The organism is Gluconobacter sp. Dm-73, assembly GCF_018256215.1.
Classification (GTDB): Bacteria; Pseudomonadota; Alphaproteobacteria; order Acetobacterales; family Acetobacteraceae; genus Gluconobacter; species Gluconobacter cadivus.
In genome coordinates this window covers 25,986-46,428 of the sequence record NZ_JAERLW010000003.1, presented here as the reverse complement: position 1 = coordinate 46,428, position 20,443 = coordinate 25,986, and the positions used below count along the sequence as shown (strand labels likewise).

Genomic DNA, 20,443 nt, shown 5'->3' with positions numbered 1-20,443 from the left:
TCATGGACACACGCTTCCTCGAAAGTTTCCTGATCGTTATCGAACAGGGTTCGCTTGCGGGTGCAGCACGTCAGCTCCGTCTTACCCCTGCCAGCGTTGCCCAACGGATCCGCGCGCTCGAAGACGAAATAGGCTGTCCGATTGTCCAGCGTGATGGGCGGAACGTCCGTCCTACGGAACAAGGGCTAGCCATCATCGAACAGAGCCGGGCGATCGTCACGAGCGTCCGGGATCTCTGCGCCATTGCTGCGAGTGACAAGCCTGTCGGGACCCTGAGGATCGGCGCGATATCAAGTGCGGCGAATGGCCTCCTCCCCCCTTATCTGAAACGTTTTTTCGAATGTTTCCCCGAAATCGAGCTGCATATTACTCCAGGCTCTTCATCCGGGCTGCATAACGCGGTTCTGGAAGGAAATATCGACGCTGCCTTCATCGTGGAGCCCCCTTTTGAAATTCCAAAAACACTAGTCTGGCAGACCCTGCGGTCCGAGCCTCTGGTCGTCCTGGCCCCGGAAGCTCTTCAGGAAACAGACCCCCACGAAATTCTCCGGAATCATCCCCTGATCCGCTATGACCGGATGCAGTGGGGTGGCCGCCTTGCTGACGAATATCTCCGAAAATCAGGGATATGGCCCCATGAACGTCTTGAACTCGACTCATTGGACGCCATTGCCATTATTGTCAGTCAGGGAACGGGCGTGTCGCTGGTCCCTGACTGGGCCCGTCCCTGGCCCGCAGGCGTCCATCTAAAAAAAATCCCGCTCCCGGCCCCGGCTCCCTGCCGAAATCTGGGCTTTCTGGTTCAGCGGAACTCACCGCGTCTCAGCCTGTTCAACCGCCTCCTCGAAATCCTTCAGAAACCTCTGACCACGTCGTAAGAGCCGCCAGAGCTGCCCGGCTCCGTGAGAAGCCCGGTTTTCCCATATCGTGAAGATAGGAAAACCATCGCCGTAAAGAGCGTCCTGAAACTGGACACCTCATGCATCTTCGATAACCATACCGGAACAGAAATGCTTTTCCCAAAGCATCAATTTTTCAACTGATGTTCCGGACCGCCTGATGAAGATTTGCCTGACGGGTGACAGTATTCTCTTTCGGCAACTCAACAGCCGCACTGACCCCGGACTGTCGCCCCTTTTCGACATGATCCGCGCCTGCGATGTTTCGTTCACCAATCTCGAACTGGTACCGAACGATTTCGTGGGTGATCCAGCCCTTGATATGGGCGGCACGCATTTTGGCGCCTCATCCCGGGTTCTGAATGACCTGAAAGAGGCCGGTTTCGACCTTTTTGCAGCGGCAACAAACCACTCGCTAGATTACAGCATCTCCGGCCTGCGCAAGACGCTGGACGAACTCAACCGCCGAAACCTGCATCATGCCGGGATCGGCCTGCATCTGGAAGATGCCAGACGCCCTACATATTTTACGCATCCTGCAGGTACGGTCTCCATGCTGTCCTGCACCTCCACCTTCGCCAGAGGGCAGGAAGCAGCCATGCAGACGAGCGCGATGCAGGGACGTCCCGGCATCAATCCGCTACGCTACAACACGATGCACCACGTTTCCGCCGATGATATGACCTCCCTGAGGGAGATCTACAGGAAGCTCGGATTACAACGGGTCAAGGACGACAAAATCCAGCTTGGCTTCGCCTTTCCTACCCCCGACGGGGTTCTTGCCTTTGAAAACCTAAATTTTCAGGTCAGTCAGGAAACGAAAGTTAGCACCACCCCCAACCCGACGGACACGCAAGCCCTGCATCGCTGGATCGCAGAAGCACGGATGGTTTCCGATACGGTCATCCTGAGTATCCATGCGCATGAAAGCGGCTACAACGCCGATGGGGAACTCGACGTAGAAATTCCGGCTGATTTTCTCGTAACAGCCGCCCGTCAGGCGATCGACGCCGGTGCGGATATCGTTGCCTGTCACGGACCACATCTGTTGCGGGGTCTCGAAATCCATAACGGCAAACCGATCTTTTACAGTCTGGGTAATTTCATCGGACAGAATGAACTCGTGGAGCGCCTCCCAGTCGAATCCTATGTGGCGAACCGCGTAAGTCCGGAGCTAACACCTCATCAGCTTTACAAAGCTCGCAGCAACAACGATGCAAAAGGTTTCCCCGCCGAAAAACGTTTCTGGGAGACTATCATGCCGATCTGCACTTATCAGAACGGAAAGCTCGAAAGTCTCGAAATCCATCCGATCACACTCGGTCTGGGCTTGGCTGCTCACAGACGCGGAGTACCCTCTCTGGCCTACGGCGAGGAAGGGCGAAACATTCTGGAAACATTTGCCACTCTATCCGGGTCTTTCGGCACCGACTTCCAACAAGCAGGAACCGATAATGCGCCGCTCCTTCTATGGCGTGCGACAGCCTGAAGGCTCTTCATAACATCCGAAACTACTGAGGAGGCATATTGCTGCGGGATGCCTCTTCCAGATACCGGATCAGAGCCTTGCAGCCCTCCGTCATTCGGCCGCGTAAGGTCATCACACCGACATCCCGCACGATCTTCTGGTCTCCCAGAGGTAAGATACGGATATTCGGCACAACACTAACCGCAAAGATATAGGGAACAATCGAACACCCCATATTATTGGCGACCATCTGCAGAATGGTGTGAAGATCTTCAGTCTCGATGACCTCATGGGGAGAAAGCCCCTGCGTCCTGAGAAATCGATCCAGCGTACGCCCCCCAAAAGAACGACTATCATAGCGAATAAAAGGCTGCCCTTCGAGGATCTGTCGCCAGTCTGCGCCTTCGACATGAGCAGCGACGACCATGACATAGTCCTGTTGCACGACAGGATGCCACTGCATGTATGGCATCAACCCAAAAGGTGGCCGGACGATCAGCGCAGCATCCAGCTCTCCCGCATCCAGACGATCCAGCAAAATCATGGAAGTCCCTGGAACAATCCGTACTTTCAGATCCGGAAGCTCAAGATGCAATCCCGCAATAGCGGGGGCAAGCAAGCTGGTCTGAGCAGTTGAAATAGCGCCCACCCGCAACAGTTCGGTTTCTGGCTTGAGGCGCGACGCCCCCCGAAGCGCCTCAAAGGCCGAGAGGATATCTTCGACCTGACATAAGATGCGACTCCCCGCTGCCGTCAGAGTTACCGACCTGCCTGTGCGCTCAAAAAGATCATAGCCAAACTCTTCTTCAAGCCGACGAATCTGAGCACTGATTGCCGACTGCGTCACCCCGATCGCCTTGGCTGTCGCGGCAAAACTCTCGGTCCGGGCAGCAACAACAAATGTTCTGAGTTCGGGAATCACGACTCGACAGACAAAAAAATTTTCTCTTGTTTCAGTTTTTACTCATTTTTTTTGTCCGTTCAAGCGATGCTGTCTTTTCGTCAAACAGGCCTCAGCCTCAGGTGCTCGGTCAAATCAATCAGATTCGCCTAGGAAAGCGGCAGAAAAAGAGAGTTTGTTCCTTAATAAAAACATTTTAGTTGTCGTTTCGTTATGTGTGTGATTTGTTCATGAAAAGCATATATTTCGAATGGTCAGCCAACATCGGCTGGCAAAGGGGATGCCCATGAGCAAGTGTTTTGGACCCAAGGCTTTCCTGATGTGTAGCGCTGCCTTGAGCTCGCTCGTTTCGCTCTGTCCAACCGCCCAGGCCACGTCCACCAGAGTGACGACGCAGACACATTCCACGCACAAACGGGTCACAACCTCGCCTGCACGGGCCGCCACTACCACTTCTGCAAGGCCCTCCTCTCGCAGAACATCCATCATTTCAAGGTCGGGTCCAGAAGAGATGCGCGTCACCGGGACGGCCTCTACCGGCCAATCCGTGATGAATCCCTCCACCCCGGTTCACAGTACCACACAGGTTACGGTAGTATCCGGCAGCCAGCTTCTGGCCACCGGCCAGACAAACGTCATGCAGGCCCTCGCCCAAGCCTCGGCTTCCATTACGTCTCCGCCACAATCCGGCGTCGGAAACAGCGGCTTCATCCAGACCATGCAGCTTCGCGGCCAGTCCGCCGACGATACGCTGATTCTCGTCAACGGACACCGCCGCCATATCGGTGCAAATTTCAACGCCAATGCCGGCCCGAACTGGGGCACCGAACCCACCGACATTTCCCTGATCCCGATTTCAGCAATCGATCATATCGAAGTCATTACCGAAGGTGCCACCGCACTCTATGGTCAGGACGCTCTTGCAGGTGCGGTCAACATCGTTCTCAAGCAGCGCACCCATGGCGGGTCCATCAATTTCCAAAACAGCGGCTTTTACGCCGGTGACGGGCAGGCGCTGAACGGTTATGCGGATTGGGCCACGGCACTTGGCAAAAACGGTGGCTATCTCGATCTGGCGGCGCAGGTTACTCACCAGCTTCCGACTAACCGCAGCGGCCTTTTCGTCGGACAACTCTATCCGGTCGGGGATTCCCGCAACGAAACAGCCAGTCGTGATGTGCAGCGCGGCCTCGGCATCCCGAAATCGACGCTGGAAACCATCAGCGAAAACATGGCGATCCCGCTGAACGAAAACCTCAGCCTCTACAGCACCTCGACCTTCAGCCATCGTAAGGCCCATGTGGCCGAAACCTACCGAAGTGCTGGGAACAGCCTGACCAATATCAATCTCTGGCCCAATGGCGCACAGCCCTATATTGGCATGGATCAATACGATTTCGAAACAGACAACGGCATCAAGGCGCATAAATTCGGCTTCGCCTGGGACGCCTACGTCAATTACGGTCGTGACGATCAGGCCTATTCGACCCTCGACAGCAACAACATGTCTCTCGGCGATGCCAGCCCGCGCGATTTTTATGACGGCAAAACCATCACTTCAGAGCTTTCGACCGGCATACGAGGCTCGCGCTTCTTCAACACGTCATGGCTCCCCAAACCGATTGCCCTACGCTTTGGCGGCGAATATCGCCGTGACACCTTCCAGATGACAGAAGGCGAGGAAGCCTCATGGATCGGCCTCGGCGCAACCGACCATGCCGGTAACGTCCCGCTCGCCGTCACCAATCGCGGACGCGACATCTACGACGGCAACGTCAACCTCGATTTCTACGTTACGAAAAAATGGGAATGGTCCCTCGGTGGCCGCGCCACGAGCTACAACCATCTCGCTACCGTCACGACCGGTTCGATCGGAACACGCTACAACTTCAACAAACACTGGGCCATCCGCGCCAGCATCAACACCGGTTACCGCCCGCCAACACTGGGTCAGACCTATTATTTCTATAACGCCCCCTTCGCCAACTACGCCGTGGACCAGCTCCCCAACAGCAGCGCCGCCGCAAGGGCGCTCGGCGCAGGCCATATCAAGGGCGAATATTCCCGCAACTATAGCATCGGCATCGACGCCACGCCCCTCAAGGACTGGAACGTCACCGCAAACCTGTATTACATCGCCATCAACGACCGTCTGGCCAGCACCACGACCCTCGGCGGCGCGGGTGTGGCCGATATTCTCGAAGCGTCTGGCCTGAACAACGTCACCTACGCCTCCTATTACACAAACCCCGTCAATACCCAGACCTATGGCGGTGACATCGACACTAACTACACCCTGCACACCAAACGCGCCGGAACATTCCGCTTCGACTTCACATTCAACTACTCCGACAACGAAATCCGCAGCCGCAACAAGACACCCACTGTGCTGGCGAACATGGGCCTGTCCACGTTCAACACCTATGCCGAAGAAATGCTTCTGCACTCCGCGCCGAAGAACCGCGAAAACCTCACGGTCAACTGGAATTACGGCAAGTGGAACGTCATGGTGCAGGAACAGCGCTACGGCTCCATTATCTTCCTCGCCAGCCCCACGGCGGCTCCGATGGAACAGCGCCCGGCTTTCCTGACCAACATGTCCGTCAGCTACAAGATCCTGCCAAAATGGAGCGTCACGGTCGGCGCGAACAACCTGGGCAACAAATATCCGACCCGCGTTCCCAAGGCGACCGCAGCACCGCTCTTCAACGAATACAAATATGCCTATTACTCACCTTACGGCTTCAACGGTGGCATGTACTATATCCAGACCGGCCTGACATTCTGAACACGAACGGAAAGAGGCGCAGTTTCTTGCAGACAGTTCCGAAAGATCGCCGGCCTTTCCGGTTCGTCATATACGCCCTCACCATCGCCATGTGCGTGATCTGCTACGGAGACCGGGCCGCCCTGTCCGTAGGCATACCCCAGATCGCCCATGAATTCGCACTCACACCGGGGGAGACAGGCTGGGTCCTCTCCAGCTTCCTCTGGTCCTACTTCATCCTGAACCTGCCCAGCGCGATCCTTCTGGACCGCTTCGGTGTCCGGATCATCGGTGCGGCCGCCGTGGCCCTGTGGTCGCTCGCCATGATCCTCGGCAGCCTGACCGCCACCGTTCCCGCCTTCATCGCCACCCGCATCCTGCTGGGCGTTGGAGAAGCCCCCACTTTCGCACTCGGCAACAAGGTCGTCCGGGCCTGGGCGCCGCTGCACGAACGTGGGCTGATGATGACCGCCTTCATCTGCGGCATCCCCATCGGGCTGGCCTGCGGTGCCGCCTCCGGCGGGTGGCTGATTGCCCATTACGGCTGGCGCCCGGCGTTTTCGCTGCTCGGCGCGCTCGGGCTGGTCTGGTCCGTGGTCTGGCTCCTGACCCATCCGCGCCCCGCACGCGGCACACAGGCAACGTCCTTTTCCCTGATCTCGGTGCCGACCCTGTTCCGCTCTTCGGCATTCTGGGGCATCGTAATCGCGCAGTGCTGCGCCAATTATGCCAACTTCCTGCTGATGTCTTGGCTACCGATCATCATGCGCCAGACCTTGCATCTCGGCACCGAACAGTCCGGCGCCTATACGGCCTATTGCTATGTCGGCGCGGCCATCCTCTCGATCACGGCAGGAAAGGTTGGCGAAACGCTCGTTCGTGGATCAAACCTTTCTCTGGGAGGACGCCGCAAGGTCGTGTGTCTGTATCTCATACTGGCCTCCTCCATGGGATTTCTGCCGCTCTGCGGAACGGCCGCGACCATCATTCCGCTCCTCGCCGTCTCCATGGCCTTCATGGCAGGCGGAACGGGCGCCAACATGGCCCTTCTGGCGGACCTACTTGTGGAAGACGAAATCCTCGGCTCCGTGACCGGCCTGACCCTGACCTTCTCCAACGGCCTCGGCATTCTGGCCCCGGTCATGACGGGATATCTGCTTCAGGCCACCGGTAATTTCCACGGCGTTTTCTACATCACAGGCATCATCATCCTGTGCGGCGCGCTAGCCGCAGCTCTCCTTCCCCGGCGGCCGTTCCATGGCCGCTCCCAGCCGGATCAGACTGCATGACCCGTATTCACATGGCAGGCGCGGGCGGCCTCCTGCTGGACGCCGCCGACGGGCCGTTCAGTGACACAACACAGCGCCGCATCTGGGCCACCAGCCGCGAACTGAACACCCGGCCTGACGTCCTCCAGACAATCCCCGGCGTCAACAACCTTCTCGTCACGTTCGACGCCGTACAGACTGACCCTTCCGTCATGGAAGAGCTGCTCCGGACCGTCTGGACACAGGCCTCCGCCGAAGAGGTGCCGTCCCGCGAGATCGTGGTGCCGGTCGTCTATGGCGGCGCGTTCGGCGAAGATCTGGCGCTCGTCGCCCGCTTCGCCAACCTGACGGAAGAGGAAACCATCGACGCCCACATGGCCGGTCGCTACAGCGTCGCCGCCATCGGCGCCATGGCGGGTTTCGTGTACCTGACCGGACTGGACCCGCGTCTGGCCATCCCCCGCCGCGACTCCCCGCGTTTGAGAGTGGAGGAAGGGGCTGTGGTCATCGGCGGCGGCCACGCAGGCATGATGCCCTGCACCTCGCCATCCGGCTGGCATATCCTCGGCCGGACGGATCTGTGCCTGTTCGACGCCTTCCGTCCCGAGCCCGGCCTACTGCGGCTGGGCGACACCGTCCGTTTTGTGAGGGCCTCATGATCGAAATCCTGACCGGCTCCTCCCTCAACACCATTCAGGATTTCGGACGCCCTCACGCCATGGCCATGGGCGTGGCGCAAGGCGGCGCGATGGACCGTCTGGCCCTGAGTCACGGCAACCTGCTGCTCGGCAATTCGTTGGATGCTGCCGGAATCGAGATCGTGTTTTTCCCCTTCCGCGTGCGCTTTCAGGCCGAGACGTCATTTGCCATCACTGGTGCCGCCTGCCCCGCCACGCTCGACGACCTGAAACTCCCGCGCGACTGGGCCATCACCGCCAGGCCAGGCCAGACCCTGACGCTCCGCACGCCGGAACAGGGCGCACGCGCCTATCTGACGCTCCGGGGCGGTCTGGACGTGCCCCCGGTTCTGGGCGCGCGTTCGACGGATCTCAAAGGCGGCTTCGGTGGCCTTGAAGGACGCGCCCTCCAGAAAGGCGACCGCCTCTCCTGCCTCCCGGCCTCCACGCTCCGTCTGCCCGCCGCAGGCTATGGCCTCGCGCGCGCCTGCCCGCTTCCCTCCGCAGACGGCACCCGGATCCGCGTCCTGCCCGCAGCCGAACACGACGTCTTCACGCCCGAAAGCCTGAAAACCTTCCACGCCGCATCCTGGACCCTGACCCCCAGCGCAAACCGCATGGGCTATCGGCTGGAAGGGCGGGACGCCCTGAAACTCTCGCACCCGCTCAACCTGTTTTCTCACGGCATCCTGCCCGGAACCGTTCAGGTGCCGCCTGCGGGCCAGCCGATCATCCAGATGATGGATGCCAACACCTGCGGCGGCTATCCCAAGATCGCCACCGTCATTGCACCCGACCTGCGCCTGCTGTCCCAGACAGTCGTCGGCGCGCCCGTCCATTTCGAAACCATCACGCGCGATGACGCAGTGCAGATCATCCGGCAGGAAGCTGCGGATCTGAAGCGCCTTGCCACCGAAATTGCCACACTCCGCACACAGCTCGTTTTCTGATGCCCTGTTATTTCATGTCCGGGAGTTCCAAACCATGACCGCCAAAACCATCGACCTGAACGCCGATCTGGGCGAGAGCTTCGGCCATTACACAATGGGCAATGACAGCGCGATGCTGGACATCGTGACCTCCGCCAACGTCGCCTGCGGCTTTCACGGCGGCGACCCGGAAGTCATGGCCGAGACCTTCCGCATCGCACGCGAAAAAGGCGTCTCCGTCGGCTCCCATCCCGGCTTCCCGGACCTGTGGGGCTTCGGACGCCGCGTCATGCCCTTCACCCCCGCACAGATCGAACGGATCGTGGCCTATCAGATGGGCGCGGCACAGGCCCTCGCCACCTATTCCGGTCACCGCATGACCTATATGAAAACTCATGGCGCGCTGGGCAACCTGACCGAACGCGATCCCGCCGTTGCCGAAGCCATCGTCAATGCGGTTAAGGCGGTCGATCCAAACCTCCCCATCATGGCCATCGCTCTGAGCCATCTGGACCGTATCGGACGCGAGCGGGGCCTGACCGTGTTCTCGGAAATCTTCGCCGACCGCGCCTATACCGAAGACGGACATCTCGTCTCGCGCAAGGAACCGGGTGCGGTCCTGCATGATGCCGATTTCGCGGCCGCCCGCGCCGTGCGGATGGTGCAGGCCGGCGCCATCGAAACCATCTCCGGCAAAATGCTGCCGACCCGCATTGATACGATCTGCGTGCATGGGGACAACGCGGAATCCGTGGACGTCGCCCGCAAGGTCCGCGCGGGCTTCGAAGCCGCGGGCATCACGTTGCGCGCCCTGACCTGAAGCAGACCGGAAAGCCAATCGCCCCATGATCCCCGATCTCAAGATCCTCGACGCCCTGATGGCCCGGATGCAGGCGCTGGGCATTACCGAACTCGACTATTCCCGCGACGGCGAGCACATCCGTCTGGTGCGCGGCGCACAGGACAGCAGCCCCCAGCCGACCAGCCCGGCCCCGGCGGCCGCAGCCTCCACGCTTCCTGTCCTCGAAAAAGCCTCCGCTCCGGCCAAAACCGAAATCACGATCGACGCCCCCATGCACGGCCAGTTCTACGCCTCTCCGGCCCCGGATGCGCCGCCTTTCGTCAAGCCGGGCGACATCGTGGCGGAAGGACAGCCGCTCTATATTCTCGAAGTCATGAAAACGCTCTCGCGCATCGAGGCCGAATTTCCCTGCCGGATTGTGGCCGTACTCGTCGCAAATGCCGACGCCGTCTCCCCCGGAACACCGCTCTTCACCGTGGAACCACTCGATGCCTGAGCCTTCAGTGTCCCAGCCGCACCGTGTCCTGATCGCCAATCGCGGTGAAATCGCCCTGCGCATCACGCGGGCCTGCCGCCTGCTCGGCCTGCACAGCATCGGCATCCATTCCGAAGCCGATGCCAGCCTCGCCCATCTGCGCCTCGTGGACGAAACGCTCTGCATCGGCCCGGCAGCAGCATCCGGCAGCTATCTGGACTCCGCCCGCGTCCTGCGCGCCGCCGAACTCACGAACGCCGACATCATCCATCCTGGCTACGGCTTCCTGTCCGAAAATGCTGATTTCGCCGAGGCTGTGGAACAGTCCGGCCGCACACTGGCAGGCCCAACCGCCGCCATCATGCGTCTGATGGGCGACAAGATCAGCGCCAAGCAGCAGATGCGCCGCTCCGGCGTGCCCTGCCTGCCCGGTACGGAAGACGCCCTACCGACCGACCTCTCCGAAGCCCAGACGATCTGCGACGCCATCGGCTATCCGCTAATCGTCAAGGCGGCAGGCGGCGGCGGCGGGCGCGGCATGCGCGTGGTCATGACCGCAGCAGACCTCCGCGATGCCATCGAAACGGCCCGTGAAGAAGCCGGACGCGCCTTCGGCAATCCGTCCGTGTACGCCGAACGCTTCCTCCAGCACCCCCGCCATATCGAAATTCAGGTTCTGGCCGACCGGCAGGGCAATGCCGTCTGGCTCGGCGCACGAGACTGCTCCATCCAGCGCCGCCACCAGAAACTGATTGAGGAAGCCCCGGCCATCGGCATCGACCCGCAGGCCATCGCCGAGCTTGGCGAGCGCTGTGCAAACGCCTGCACCCTGATGGGCTATACCGGCGCGGGCACGTTCGAGTTCCTGTACGAAGACGGTGCGTTTTCCTTCATCGAAATGAACACCCGCCTTCAGGTCGAACACCCCGTCACGGAAATGACGACCGGCATCGACATCGTCCGCGAACAGCTCCTGATCGCGATGGGAGAACCCCTCTCCTTCACCCAGGCCGACATCCGCACGCAAGGCCACGCCATCGAGTGCCGTATCAACGCCGAAGACCCCGAGAGCTTCCGCCCGGCCCCCGGAAAAGTCACGAGTTGGCGCGCGCCCGGCGGCCCCGGCGTCCGTATCGATACGCATCTCTATGACGGCTATGTCGTACCGCCGAATTACGACTCCCTGATCGCCAAGCTGATCGTCCACGGCACGGACCGCACGGACGCCCTCAACCGCATGCATGCCGCCCTTTCGGAAATGCAGATCACCGGCATCGCCACCACCACGCCCCTGCATCTGCGCTTGATGAAAGAGCCCGGCGTGCGCGAAGGCAGCGTCAGCGTACACTATCTCGAAGCCCTCATGCGAAAGTCCGGATCATGACTTTTCTTGAAGACCTTCTGAACGACCTTACCGAACTGGTTGGCCGGATGAGACATCACGATGTCCGGCATGTTTCTCTGAAAAACGGGACAGGCGCGCTTGCCCTGACACTGTCGGAGAACCCCGGTCAGACGCCCCCGGCGCACCCTGTCGCCCCACCCGCAAAAGCGGAAAACACGCCCGTGCCCAGCCCCGAAATGGGCGTGTTCCGCTCAAACAGTCTGGACGAAAATTACTCCGTTCGCTCCGGCGAGATCGTGGGATTTGTCGAGACAGGCCCCCTCCGTCTGCCCGTTACGGCCACGGCAGACGGCACGCTCGGCCCCGTGTTGATCGGAGATGGCGGCGTCGTGGGCTATCACGACGTGCTCTTCCGGATTCATACCAATGGCTGAGACGCCGCGTTCAGAGAGACGCGGCGGACCGCGATGCCTGCTCGTAAAAGCCCGTCAGCACACGCAATGCCTTGGCGACCTCTGCAATCGTGACGTCCCCGACCTCCCGGTTCTGGGGAATATGCTCCAACAGGCAGATCCGACGCAGACGCGCATATTCGAGACAGACGTCGCGCCCTTTCTGTGTCGTGCTGACAAAAACCTCCTTGCCCCGGCGCTCGCGCTGGATCAGTGCGAGTTCGTCGAGCTTCTTCATGGCGTAGTTCAGGTAATGCCGCTCGGACAGGTTGAGGGTGAACATCAGGTCCGAGATACTTTTCTCCCGGTTCCGGTGATTGACACTATGCAGAATGAGCGTGTCGAGCGCCGAGAGATCCGGCAGACCCGCCGCCGCCATACCCCGCGCCATCCAGCGGTGAAACGCATGGTTCACGACGGTCAGGGCAAACTCGAACTCGCTCAGATCTTCATTGCCCGGAACGGCGAGATGCGACGACGACACGATGAAGGCCCGTTCCATATCCGCAACATCCGGCACCGCCGGCGCGCGGCTCCCGGCTTTCCCGTCTTTCATGGTTCGTCCTCTCCGTCAGCGAACATCTCTTCCCGATATCCTATTGCACTCTAACCCGATACGGAAAACACAGGCATGGTCGACAGCACACAAATCCGTCTCGCCGCTGATATCGGTGGCACATTCACGGACGTGGTCCTCCAGACACCGCAGGGACGTCTGACCCGCAAAGTCCTCACCACGCCCGCCGCCCCCGAAGAAGGGGTCATGAGCGGCATCGGCCTCGTGATCGAAGACGCCGGCCTCCGCTTTCCGGACGTGACGGTTTTCGTGCATGGCACGACGCTTGCGACCAACGCCATCATCGAACGCCGGGGCGCCCGCACGGCTCTCATCGGAACGCAGGGCTTCCGCGACATTCTGGAAATCGGCACCGAAAGCCGCTTCAACCAGTATGACCTGATGCTGCAAAAGCCCAGCCCGCTCGTCCCCCGCGACCTGCGCTTCACCGTCCCCGAACGCATGGATGCCCGCGGCACCGTCCAGCTTCCTCTAGATGAAGCCGCCGTTCTGGCGCTCGTGCCGCAGTTGCGCGACGCCGGCGTCGAGAGCATCGCGGTGGCGTTTCTCCATGCCTATGCCAATCCGGCCCATGAACGGTGTGTACAGGCGCTTCTTCAGGAGGCGATGCCGGACATCACCATCTCCATTTCAAGCGACGTCTGCCCCGAAATTCGGGAATATGAGCGCACCTCCACCACCGTCGCGAATGCTTACGTCCAGCCCCTGATGGCGGGCTATCTGGGCCGCCTGCGCGAAGCCCTCAACGCCAGAGGGTTTGAAGGCGCGCTCTATCTCGTCACCTCCGGCGGCGGCCTGACCGCTCTGGAAACGGCGCGGCAGTTCCCCGTCCGCCTGGTGGAATCCGGCCCGGCGGGTGGCGCGATCTTCGCCGCACAATGCGCCGAGCGTTTGGGCGAAAACCGCGTCCTGTCCTTCGACATGGGCGGCACGACTGCCAAGGTGTGCCTGATCGAAGACAGCGAACCCGCATCGTCCCGTTTCTTTGAAGTGGACCGCACGGCCCGCTTCATGAAAGGCTCCGGCCTGCCCCTGCGTATTCCCGTGATCGAAATGGTCGAGATCGGCGCGGGCGGCGGTTCCATCGCCCATCTGGACGCCATGAAACGCGTTGTCGTCGGGCCGGAGAGCGCGTCTTCCGTTCCCGGCCCGGCCTGTTACGGACTGGGCGGCAAACGACCCGCCGTCACAGACGCGGACGTGATGCTCGGCCTGATCCGCCCGGAAAACTTCGCGGGCGGCAGCATTCAGCTCCAGCCGGCTCGCTCGGCCGAAGCGCTTCTGGCCGATATCGGAACACCGCTGGGTCTGTCGGCGGAAATGTCCGCCCATGCGGTTTATGAAATCGTGTGCGAAAACATGGCCAGTGCGGCACGCGTCCATGCCGCCGAACGTGGCGCCGTGATCGGCGACCATACCATGATCGCTTTCGGCGGCGCGGCCCCGCTTCACGCCGCACGCGTCGCAGAAAAGCTTGGAATCCAGCGCCTTGTTATTCCCTCCAACGCGGGTGTCGGCTCGGCCGTGGGCTTCCTCGCCGCCCCCGTCTCGTTCGAGCTGGTGCGCTCCTTCCCCATGCGTCTGGACGACAGCTTCAGTTCAGCGGAAGTCTCGACCCTGCTCGACGACATGACGCAGGCCGCCCACGGCATGGTGCAGGACGACGCCCGGACGGAAACGCTTCACACAAGGCGCGCGGCCTTCATGCGCTATGTCGGACAGGGACACGAAATCATCGTCACGCTGCCCGACGGCGTCCTCAGCAGCGACCATCTTTCGGCCCTGCGGGACGCCTTCGAAGCGGAATATGCCCGTCAGTTCGCCCGCGTCATCCCCCATGCCGCCGTCGAAATCCTGAACTGGTCCGTCAGCGTCTCAACCACCCCGCGAAAATACCCGCCCTTCGAGGCCGCCCCGGCCCTGCATGACGCAGTCTCCGCCGACATCCGGAAACTTTTCAACGGCGCAACCGGCACGCATGTCGCCCTCCCGGTCTACGAACGTACGGACATGGGACCGGGCAGCCGTGTCTCCGGCCCCGCCCTGATCGCTGAAAAAGAAACCACGACCTACGTTTCCTCCCGCTACACCGCCCATCTGGACGGCAGCGGCAACATCATTCTGGACATGAAGGACGCCGTCTGATGAGCGCGCACTCCCATAAGGAAATCGACTTCCAGATCATGTGGAACCGCCTGATTGCCGTGGTCGGCGAACAGGCGCAGGTTCTGATCCGCACGGCCTTCAGCCCCATCGTCCGCGAATGCGAAGACATCTCGGCCGGCATTTTCGACCTGCAAGGCCGGATGATCGCGCAGGCCGTGACCGGTACGCCCGGCCACGTCAATTCCATGGCGGAATCCGTCGGCCATTTTCTGCGTCACTTCCCCGTCTCGACCATGAAAGAGGGCGACGCCTACATCACGAACGATCCGTGGATGGGAACGGGGCATCTCAACGATTTCGTCATCACGACCCCGGCGTTTCACAAGGGCCGTCTGGTCGGACTGTTCTCCTGCACCAGCCATCTGATGGATATCGGCGGCCTGGGTAACGGGCCGGAAGCAACGGACGTCTTCATGGAAGGCCTCTCGATCCCGATGCTCAAGCTGATCGATCAGGGACAGGTCAACGAGACGTTGATGGCCATGATCCGCGCCAATACGCGCCTGCCGGTGGATACGGAAGGCGATACCTACTCTCTGGCCGCCTGCAACGATGTCGGCGTCCGCGCCCTGTGCGACATGATGGACGAGTTCCACCTCGAAAGTCTCGAACCACTGGCCGATTTCATTATCGAACGCTCCCGCCAGGCCGTCCTCGACAAGATCGCCGCCCTCCCGCAGGGCAGCTGGTCCCACGAGATGACCATCGACGGCTACAATGCGCCACTCACGCTCAAGGCAAAGCTCACGGTTGGCAAAAGCCGCGTCAGCGTCAGCTATGACGGCTCACCGCCTGCTGTCGGACGCGGGATCAACGTCCCGATGGCCTATACCCGCGCCTATACGGTCTTCGGGCTGGCTTGCGCGATCTCGCCAGACGTCCCCAACAACGCAGGCTCACTGGCTCCCTATCACGTCGAGGCACCCGAAGGGTCCGTCCTGAACGCAATGCGTCCCGCCCCCGTCTCCTCCCGGCACGTCATCGGACAGATGCTGCCGGACATGGTGTTCGGATGCCTCCGCACGCCCCTGCCCGACCGCGTTCCGGCAGAAGGCACATCCTGCCTGTGGAACATTGCCGTGCGCGGACAGTGGTTCCCCAAGGGCTCAACCACGCCCCAAACCTACGCCCTCGCCATCACGACCAATGGCGGTACTGGGGCTCGCCCCGGCCTGAACGGCCTGTCCGCCACGGCTTTTCCATCCGGCGTACACGGCACTCCGATTGAAATCGCGGAAATCCAGTGCCCGCTCATTTTCTGGGAAAAAGAACTGCGCGAAAACAGCGGCGGTCTCGGCCTGACCAAAGGCGGCGACGGACAGATCATGAAAATCGGCACCACCCAGAAACAGCCCTTCGAGCTTCTGGCCGCCTTTGACCGCGTTGATCACCCGGCCCGTGGCGCACTCGGCGGACAGGACGGCGCGGCAGGCCGGGTCGAAACCGCCTCAGGCCGCAAGCTTGCCGGCAAGGGCCTTCAGGTTCTGGAAGCGGACGATGTGCTCGTCCTCATGACACCGGGCGGCGGCGGCCTCGGCGCCCCCTGATTGTCTCCCGCGCCCTTCCCGAAACGGAAGGGCGCGAAACTCAACTGTTCAAAGACAATGCGGCGGCACACGCCCCGCAAGCGCGTCCTGAACCTGCGACGCACACAGCATCGCCATACGGCGCAAGGCCTGTTCCGTCGTCGCGCCGATATGCGGCGTCAGAACCATATTCGGCGCCCGCAGCAACGGATCATCCGCCAGCGGAGGCTCGGGCGACATCACGTCCAGCCCCGCCCCACCGACATGCCCCGTCTCCAGAGCCTTCGCCAGCGCAGGACCATCCACCTCCCCGCCCCGGCTGGTATTAATCAGAACCGCGCCTTTTTTCAGGCGGGACAGCGCATGAGCGTCAATCGTGGGCTGACCGCTCCCTTGTGCCGGACGATGCAGCGACAGCACATCCGAGACCCCCAGAAGGTGTTCAAGGCTCTGCACCTGCTCCACGCCCGCGGCCTCGAACACCTCCGCCGGAACGCTCGGAGACCACGCCACAACGCGCATTCCCAACCCCAACCCCGCAATCTGCGCGACATGCCGGGCAATGGCGCCGAACCCGACAAGCCCGATCGTCCGTCCGTGCAGTTCCGTGCCGTTATTCGTATAACGAAACGCCCAGTTTCCCTCCCGCACGGCACGATCCGCCTCGCACAGACGCCGCATGACCGCCAGCAGAAGCCCGATCGTCATTTCCGCAACGGACCGGCTGTTGGTATTGGGGGCATTCGTCACCAGAACGCCACGCTCCGCCGCCGCAGCCTTGGCGATCCGGTTCGTGCCCGAACCGTGACAGGAAATGATTTTCAGCTTCGGCGCGGCCCGCAGCGCCTCTTCGCTCAGTCCCAGATCGCGTGTAATCACCGCATCCGCGTCGCCGATTTCGCGAATCACCGCGTCCATCGAAGGTTCCGTAGCATAACGGGTCGTGATTCCGGCCTCGTTCAGACAGGTTACGGCATCGGGATGGATCTGTTGTGTAATGAAACACAGACTCATGGTGCTGGTTTTCCAAGGTAAAGAAGCGCAAGGAGCGGAATGATGGCATACCGCTCCCACTTGTCCATGCCCAAAAGCCCTTTCACGCCACTATCGGAAGTTCCCGGATGGCGTAATGGTGCGACAGCACACTCCCGCTCAGCGGATCAGACAGCTCGACGGTCAGGCTCTCCGTCCGGACAATCCCATTGAGCGTAGGAACGGTTCCACAGAACATCAGGCTCCCCGGCCCGAAGACCCGGCCCTCCCGCTGCTCCCAGCGCGCCACCAGATCCAGCGGATTGAGCAGGGACGCCGCAAGACCTTCCTGATAAGGCGTTCTCTCAGCCGTAAAAGACCGCAACACCATCTCGTCCCACCGATCCGCCACATCCGCAAACCGCCAGAACGCCCGACCGCTGACCTTGGGACAGACCTGCTTGGATAATGCCACACTATAGGCTTCGCTTTCACGATCCGTATGGTCGGACCCCACGCCCACCAGCAGATCGCTCTGCGTCCGCAACAAAACCGGCTCGACCTCGCCCGAAGTCTGGCTGCCCAGCACGTCAACCACAGGGGCGGTGCTCAGGGTTTCATGTCCGACCCGGTAAAACAGCGGCACGTCCGAAGGCGGCGCCACCCCAAGGGCCGCCAGCTCGTCGATATGATGCTGCACACCCGCCGCATCCCGCCCGGCCCAGCCAGCCACAATGACCTCCCTGACCACAGTCAGATCGGGATAGAAAATTTCCATATTTCAGCGTTCCTGTTGGAATCAGTCAGCCACACTCAGCGCGTCCCGCGGGCCAGCATCGCGCCCGCACCGGAAACCAGAAGTGCCACGACCACATAAAGAGAAATGGACAGTTCGAGATGCGTCGCCCGGAACAGCGTCACCATGATAAGCGGCGCAAAAGCCCCACCCCCCGCAAGACTGCCGCAGGTATAAGCGATCGAAGAGCCTGAATAGCGAACTTCAACCGGAAACTGCTGGCTGATGAGCGCGCCCTGAACCGCATACATGAGAGCGTGAACCGACAAACCCAGACAGATTCCGAAGCCCAGCAGGAGCGCCTGATGGGAAGCCGCACACCAGAAAAACACAAACGCGGCAGGCAGGGCACAAACCGTCCCCACAAGGAAAATTCGTTTCGCCCCCCAGCGGTTGCTGAACCGCCCCGCCAGCAGCGTGACGATCACCCCCCAGGCCGATCCCGCAAATACGGCCATCAGCGCCGCAGACCGCGTATGCTCCCCCGTCTGGGTCACATAGCTCAGGCTGAAAACCGTCAGCAACGCATACAGAACATCCGGCCCGATCCGGGTACTCGCAGCGATCAGCAGGGAGCGTCCATGATGACGGAGGACCGCGCCCACCGGGTTGGCCAGAACCTCACCCCGCGCTTTGCGTTCGGCAAACTGGGGCGGTTCGGACAGGGAAGACCTGACCACCCATCCCGCCGCCAGAAGCAGCAGACTCAGAAACAGCGGCAGACGCCATCCCCAGTCCTGAAAGGAGGCCGCATCCATGGAGCGCGTCACCCCCCAGATCACCCCTGCGGACAGGACCGTTCCAAGCCCGGGCCCAAGCTGCGACCATGTCGCCCCCATGCCCATCGCCGTTTCCGAATTCTGTTCCGCCGTCAGAAGGAGCGCACCGGCCCACTCTCCGCCCAATGCGATCCCCTGCAAAAACCGCAGCAGAACCAGCAGAACCGGACTGATCGCCCCAAGCCGCGCATAACCGGGCAGCAGTGCAATCAGACCCGTCGTCAGCCCCATAAGTGCCAGCGTCAGCATGAGAACATGCCTGCGCCCGGTCCGGTCCCCGAGCCAGCCGAAAATCACACTGCCCAAAGGCCGCGACACATATCCCACCGCATAGGTCGAGAACGCCAGAAGGGTTCCCATCCACGGCAGCGCCTCAGGAAAAAAGACATGGTTGAACACGAGCGCCGCAAGCGTGTTGTAAACCATGAAATCATACCACTCGAACGTGGTCCCGATCGCGCTCCCCAGAGCAAGGCGCACAGGCGACGTCGTCATGCGCCAGAACATCCGCTCACGGAAGATCCAGCCTGCCGGGCGCCTGAGATCCGGTTCGTTTCATGATGCATACAATATCCAAAAGCGTCGGATTTTTATTCCGGAGCATTCATTCTGAACATTCCAATGCAATGCCGTCAAAAGATTTAAGCACAAAAAACGCCCATAACGGATATTTATACCTCAACATTTATTTTGATGATTTGAATCCCGAACGCAACGACTGTTAGCCTCCCGGAACCATCACTGTCATCGCCCGGCCTGTCTGCCGCGAACAAGGACACAAACGATGTCTGAATCCGCTTTGCCGATCCCTCCCCTTTTCCACACATCGCCCGAAGACGTCCGCGCGCTGTGCCGATCCAATACGGCCGGAACCGTCACCGCAGGTATGGCCGCAGGTTTCATCCAGGCCAATCTGGTCATCCTCCCCAAAGCATATGCCGAAGATTTCGCGGAATTCTGTCGCCTGAACCCCAAGCCCTGCCCCCTCGTCGGCATGTCCCAACCCGGCGAATATGATACCCCGGCGCTGGGACGTAACCTCGACATCCGGACCGACCTGCCGCTTTACCGCGTCTGGCGGGATGGCGTTTTAACGGACGAAGTGACGGATATTCTGTCGTTCTGGCAGGACGATTTCGTCATTTTTGCGCTGGGATGTTCCTTTTCCTTCGAAAACGCCTTCATGGCCTGCAACGTCCCGCTGCGGCATTTCGAAACGGGTCTGGGCGTGTCCATGTACCGCACGAATATTGCCTGCACACCCGTCGGACCATTTTCCGGCCCAGTCGTCGTCTCGATGCGTCCTTTCCGCTCGCCAGACCTGATCAAGGCCACGGAAATCAGTTCCCGCATCCCTCTGGCTCATGGCGGACCAGTCCAGATCGGCTTTCCCGAAGACATCGGCATCATCGACATCGACACACCCGATTACGGCGCCCGTACCGAAATCCGCCCCCATGAACTCCCCGCCTTCTGGGCCTGCGGAGTGACGCCCCAAGCCGTTCTGGCCGCAAGCCGTCTTCCCTTTGCCATCACACATGCTCCCGGCGCCATGCTCGTGACAGATATTCCCATTCCTGATTATGAAAATCTTGTCTCGGAACATTCCGGAAAAATAATATAAACTATTCTCATGCCTCCACA

At 60.9% G+C, this 20,443-nt stretch carries 18 protein-coding genes; 13 read left to right on the top strand and 5 right to left on the bottom strand.

Annotated features, from left to right (window positions below; genetic code table 11):
- Window positions 1–2 precede the first annotated feature (2 nt).
- Both JK176_RS03630 and JK176_RS03625 read left to right on the top strand, forming a co-directional pair.
- Entirely contained in the window at window positions 3–878 is an 876-nt protein-coding gene (locus JK176_RS03630) for a LysR family transcriptional regulator (RefSeq protein ID WP_194268961.1), read from the top strand.
- A 181-nt stretch (window positions 879–1,059) separates the two neighbouring features.
- Window positions 1,060–2,388, top strand: a complete 1,329-nt coding sequence (locus tag JK176_RS03625; RefSeq protein ID WP_211586445.1) for a CapA family protein — start codon at window positions 1,060–1,062, stop codon at window positions 2,386–2,388.
- A 22-nt stretch (window positions 2,389–2,410) separates the two neighbouring features.
- Here the strand turns inward: JK176_RS03625 and JK176_RS03620 are convergent, their stop codons facing one another.
- Entirely contained in the window at window positions 2,411–3,289 is an 879-nt protein-coding gene (locus JK176_RS03620) for a LysR family transcriptional regulator (RefSeq protein ID WP_211586444.1), read from the bottom strand.
- 265 nt (window positions 3,290–3,554) lie between these two features.
- On the opposite strand from JK176_RS03620, the gene JK176_RS03615 reads away from it, so the two are divergent.
- From JK176_RS03615 to JK176_RS03580, 8 genes are read left to right on the top strand one after another with little or no spacing between them, the layout of a single operon-like run.
- Entirely contained in the window at window positions 3,555–6,056 is a 2,502-nt protein-coding gene (locus JK176_RS03615) for a TonB-dependent receptor domain-containing protein (RefSeq protein ID WP_211586443.1), read from the top strand.
- Between the two features lie 26 nt (window positions 6,057–6,082).
- Complete coding sequence (locus JK176_RS03610) at window positions 6,083–7,324, top strand: MFS transporter (protein WP_211586442.1); 1,242 nt, start codon at window positions 6,083–6,085, stop codon at window positions 7,322–7,324.
- Complete coding sequence (gene pxpB / locus JK176_RS03605; protein ID WP_194268964.1) at window positions 7,321–7,962, top strand: 5-oxoprolinase subunit PxpB; 642 nt, start codon at window positions 7,321–7,323, stop codon at window positions 7,960–7,962. Before JK176_RS03610 ends, pxpB begins: the two co-directional genes overlap by 4 nt.
- Window positions 7,959–8,930, top strand: coding sequence for a biotin-dependent carboxyltransferase family protein (locus JK176_RS03600; RefSeq protein ID WP_211586441.1), 972 nt, complete (start codon window positions 7,959–7,961; stop codon window positions 8,928–8,930). Before pxpB ends, JK176_RS03600 begins: the two co-directional genes overlap by 4 nt.
- Before the next feature lie 34 nt (window positions 8,931–8,964).
- Window positions 8,965–9,729 carry a LamB/YcsF family protein gene (locus JK176_RS03595; RefSeq protein ID WP_153431349.1) on the top strand — a complete coding sequence of 255 codons (765 nt, stop codon included), beginning with the start codon at window positions 8,965–8,967 and terminating at the stop codon, window positions 9,727–9,729.
- Window positions 9,730–9,754: 25 nt separating this feature from the next.
- Complete coding sequence (locus JK176_RS03590) at window positions 9,755–10,207, top strand: biotin/lipoyl-containing protein (RefSeq protein WP_194268966.1); 453 nt, start codon at window positions 9,755–9,757, stop codon at window positions 10,205–10,207.
- Window positions 10,200–11,570, top strand: a complete 1,371-nt coding sequence (gene accC / locus JK176_RS03585; protein WP_211586440.1) for an acetyl-CoA carboxylase biotin carboxylase subunit — start codon at window positions 10,200–10,202, stop codon at window positions 11,568–11,570. The genes JK176_RS03590 and accC overlap by 8 nt, the downstream gene beginning before the upstream one ends.
- Window positions 11,567–11,965, top strand: coding sequence for a hypothetical protein (locus tag JK176_RS03580; protein WP_211586439.1), 399 nt, complete (start codon window positions 11,567–11,569; stop codon window positions 11,963–11,965). Before accC ends, JK176_RS03580 begins: the two co-directional genes overlap by 4 nt.
- A 10-nt stretch (window positions 11,966–11,975) precedes the next feature.
- Here JK176_RS03580 and JK176_RS03575 read toward each other — a convergent pair whose 3' ends face one another.
- Complete coding sequence (locus JK176_RS03575) at window positions 11,976–12,539, bottom strand: winged helix DNA-binding protein (RefSeq protein ID WP_211586437.1); 564 nt, start codon at window positions 12,537–12,539, stop codon at window positions 11,976–11,978.
- 75 nt (window positions 12,540–12,614) lie between these two features.
- Between JK176_RS03575 and JK176_RS03570 the strand changes: the two genes are divergently transcribed.
- Both JK176_RS03570 and JK176_RS03565 read left to right on the top strand, forming a co-directional pair.
- Complete coding sequence (locus JK176_RS03570; RefSeq protein WP_211586435.1) at window positions 12,615–14,705, top strand: hydantoinase/oxoprolinase family protein; 2,091 nt, start codon at window positions 12,615–12,617, stop codon at window positions 14,703–14,705.
- Window positions 14,705–16,273, top strand: a complete 1,569-nt coding sequence (locus tag JK176_RS03565; RefSeq protein ID WP_211586434.1) for a hydantoinase B/oxoprolinase family protein — start codon at window positions 14,705–14,707, stop codon at window positions 16,271–16,273. Before JK176_RS03570 ends, JK176_RS03565 begins: the two co-directional genes overlap by 1 nt.
- A gap of 48 nt (window positions 16,274–16,321) precedes the next feature.
- Here JK176_RS03565 and JK176_RS03560 read toward each other — a convergent pair whose 3' ends face one another.
- The 3 genes from JK176_RS03560 to JK176_RS03550 form a co-directional block, all read right to left on the bottom strand.
- Window positions 16,322–17,266 carry a hydroxyacid dehydrogenase gene (locus JK176_RS03560; RefSeq protein ID WP_211586433.1) on the bottom strand — a complete coding sequence of 315 codons (945 nt, stop codon included), beginning with the start codon at window positions 17,264–17,266 and terminating at the stop codon, window positions 16,322–16,324.
- Between the two features lie 82 nt (window positions 17,267–17,348).
- On the bottom strand, window positions 17,349–18,002 hold the full coding sequence (locus JK176_RS03555) for a DUF2848 domain-containing protein (protein ID WP_211586432.1): 654 nt from the start codon (window positions 18,000–18,002) through the stop codon (window positions 17,349–17,351).
- A gap of 35 nt (window positions 18,003–18,037) precedes the next feature.
- The gene (locus JK176_RS03550) at window positions 18,038–19,294 is read right to left on the bottom strand and encodes an MFS transporter (protein ID WP_211586431.1); all 1,257 of its coding nucleotides are present in this window, start codon (window positions 19,292–19,294) and stop codon (window positions 18,038–18,040) included.
- A 289-nt stretch (window positions 19,295–19,583) separates the two neighbouring features.
- On the opposite strand from JK176_RS03550, the gene JK176_RS03545 reads away from it, so the two are divergent.
- Window positions 19,584–20,423, top strand: coding sequence for a putative hydro-lyase (locus tag JK176_RS03545; protein ID WP_211586430.1), 840 nt, complete (start codon window positions 19,584–19,586; stop codon window positions 20,421–20,423).
- The last annotated feature ends 20 nt before the right edge of the window (window positions 20,424–20,443 follow it).

Excerpts from the sequence above, each read along its gene's own strand:
- accC (WP_211586440.1), top strand. The coding sequence starts at position 10,200 with ATGCCTGAGCCTTCAGTGTCCCAGCCGCACCGTGTCCTGATCGCCAAT.
- JK176_RS03570 (WP_211586435.1), top strand. The coding sequence starts at position 12,615 with ATGGTCGACAGCACACAAATCCGTCTCGCCGCTGATATCGGTGGCACA.
- JK176_RS03575 (WP_211586437.1), bottom strand. The coding sequence starts at position 12,539 with ATGAAAGACGGGAAAGCCGGGAGCCGCGCGCCGGCGGTGCCGGATGTT.
- JK176_RS03615 (WP_211586443.1), top strand. The coding sequence starts at position 3,555 with ATGAGCAAGTGTTTTGGACCCAAGGCTTTCCTGATGTGTAGCGCTGCC.
- JK176_RS03590 (WP_194268966.1), top strand. The coding sequence starts at position 9,755 with ATGATCCCCGATCTCAAGATCCTCGACGCCCTGATGGCCCGGATGCAG.
- JK176_RS03555 (WP_211586432.1), bottom strand. The coding sequence starts at position 18,002 with ATGGAAATTTTCTATCCCGATCTGACTGTGGTCAGGGAGGTCATTGTG.
- JK176_RS03545 (WP_211586430.1), top strand. The coding sequence starts at position 19,584 with ATGTCTGAATCCGCTTTGCCGATCCCTCCCCTTTTCCACACATCGCCC.
- JK176_RS03565 (WP_211586434.1), top strand. The coding sequence starts at position 14,705 with ATGAGCGCGCACTCCCATAAGGAAATCGACTTCCAGATCATGTGGAAC.
- JK176_RS03600 (WP_211586441.1), top strand. The coding sequence starts at position 7,959 with ATGATCGAAATCCTGACCGGCTCCTCCCTCAACACCATTCAGGATTTC.
- pxpB (WP_194268964.1), top strand. The coding sequence starts at position 7,321 with ATGACCCGTATTCACATGGCAGGCGCGGGCGGCCTCCTGCTGGACGCC.
- JK176_RS03550 (WP_211586431.1), bottom strand. The coding sequence starts at position 19,294 with ATGACGACGTCGCCTGTGCGCCTTGCTCTGGGGAGCGCGATCGGGACC.
- JK176_RS03630 (WP_194268961.1), top strand. The coding sequence starts at position 3 with ATGGACACACGCTTCCTCGAAAGTTTCCTGATCGTTATCGAACAGGGT.
- JK176_RS03625 (WP_211586445.1), top strand. The coding sequence starts at position 1,060 with ATGAAGATTTGCCTGACGGGTGACAGTATTCTCTTTCGGCAACTCAAC.
- JK176_RS03580 (WP_211586439.1), top strand. The coding sequence starts at position 11,567 with ATGACTTTTCTTGAAGACCTTCTGAACGACCTTACCGAACTGGTTGGC.
- JK176_RS03560 (WP_211586433.1), bottom strand. The coding sequence starts at position 17,266 with ATGAGTCTGTGTTTCATTACACAACAGATCCATCCCGATGCCGTAACC.
- JK176_RS03595 (WP_153431349.1), top strand. The coding sequence starts at position 8,965 with ATGACCGCCAAAACCATCGACCTGAACGCCGATCTGGGCGAGAGCTTC.